This window comes from Cytobacillus firmus NBRC 15306 (genome assembly GCF_001591465.1).
Taxonomy (GTDB): Bacteria; Bacillota; Bacilli; order Bacillales; family Cytobacillaceae; genus Cytobacillus; species Cytobacillus firmus.
On sequence record NZ_BCUY01000204.1, the window covers coordinates 1 to 1591 of the forward strand.

At 34.5% G+C, this 1591-nt stretch carries 1 protein-coding gene and 1 pseudogene; one reads left to right on the forward strand and one right to left on the reverse strand.

Going from position 1 to position 1591, the window contains the following annotated elements:
• Window positions 1–203 precede the first annotated feature (203 nt).
• Window positions 204–535 (forward strand): annotated as a pseudogene (locus BFI01S_RS21815) (rhodanese-like domain-containing protein); the annotation flags it as partial.
• Between the two features lie 210 nt (window positions 536–745).
• Here BFI01S_RS21815 and BFI01S_RS21820 read toward each other — a convergent pair.
• Window positions 746–1033 (reverse strand): hypothetical protein, encoded by a 288-nt coding sequence (locus BFI01S_RS21820; protein ID WP_061794439.1) that lies wholly within the window; start codon window positions 1031–1033, stop codon window positions 746–748.
• Window positions 1034–1591 lie beyond the last annotated feature (558 nt).

Sequence of the window (1591 nt, forward strand, 5' to 3'; positions counted from 1 at the left end):
AAGCACCCTAATAGGGTGCTTATTTTATACATGATAGTGCACTTAACATCTGACTCTCAGGCATATCCGATAAAGAGGATAAAGTCGAACATACAATTGGATTGGATACTGCTGTCGATAAACTTGATTTTTTACAGGCAACTATGCCAACGCTACTGCGCCAGCCAGCGGATCTCGCACTCAATTATGAATGGCAATCTTTCGTAAGAAATAAATTAGGAGAAATCCCAAAAGATCAGACTGTTTATGTTAGTTGCCAGGTTGGATTAAGAGGATATTTAGCAAGCCGTATCCTAAAAAATAATGTATACAAAGTTAAAAATGTAGATGGAGGTTGGAAAACATATTCCTCTGTATACGGCACCAATATTAGTAAGAATACTGAAACTAAAAAAATGACATTGGTATGAACAAATTAAGTAGCAGACAAGTCATAGAGATTCATGTGCTGATTAGGGTGCCTTGAGTGACTTGCCAGCGAGCTCGGACGAAAAATGCTGGTCATACACTTTTAAAAAGAATAAAAGTAATTTAAAAAAGTATCTCCTTTAGCTGCACATATGTTTGTATTCTATTTTGCTTGTTTGTCAGCGTTTACACCACAGCATACGCAGCTGCAGGTATTGCTGATGCGACTCAGAACAAAGTGAAAACATATCTCCATCTATTGCAAAAACAAACGTATCAGCTGTTTTTATTTCTTTTTTATCGTTAATAATAATTTTTTCATATGGGATATATACTTTTACAATGTGGGTATAGCTAGCCTCACCTGGATTGGGCTTAGCTTTTTGTATCCAGATACGAATATTTTCTGATTCAATCCCCATCCAATTGACTCCGCATTGTATTTTTTATGGTAAAAATCTGATGCAACATGGTGTATGTATGGCATCGATAGTATTTGGTACATAAATGTTTTTGTAGTTTTGTCTTTTATTTCTATTACTTCTCCTTCACCTGCAACTTCTGCAGAAGCACCGCTACCAACAGTGAAGAATGCTATCGCTAAAATTAATAAAATTTTCTTCATTTGTTCACTCCTATATTGTCATCTTTGATAACTGTCACTGTTCTGCGTTCAATTCCCATATAAACTTTTCCTCGTATTGCTTAAGCTGTTGTTTCACCAGTTCTAATTCATAGAAACTTATGTTTGTTTTTTCAACAATTTCTTCGTTTGATTACCTTCTTTCAGGAGTGTTCTTGCTTGCTTGTATCTTTCTACCTCAAACTCGAAATAACCATGATATAATAATTTGAGCTGCTCTCTTACGTCCTTTAATTCCACATAGCTTGTTAATCACTCCTTACAACTTTTTCTGTAATAGGTTTTGTCAATAAAGTATTTTTATGTTTATGAAAATGGAAATTAATCACAGGGTTTTTACTCCAGTATTTTTAAGACGTTATGATTTTATCCCATCTATTAATTTTTCAATTATCATATAAATCCATAGGGATTTTGGTGTATAACATTTAAAAGGAGTAACTATAAAAAAATTGTTGTTGAAGGTGGAGTTGCAGTAGGGGAACTACGGGGCTTTGGGGTTAGACCCAGAAAATATCCTTGCAGCTGACTTCACTAACT

Coding starts and splice junctions, on each gene's coding strand:
- BFI01S_RS21820 (WP_061794439.1), bottom strand. CDS start 1,033: ATGAAGAAAATTTTATTAATTTTAGCGATAGCATTCTTCACTGTTGGT.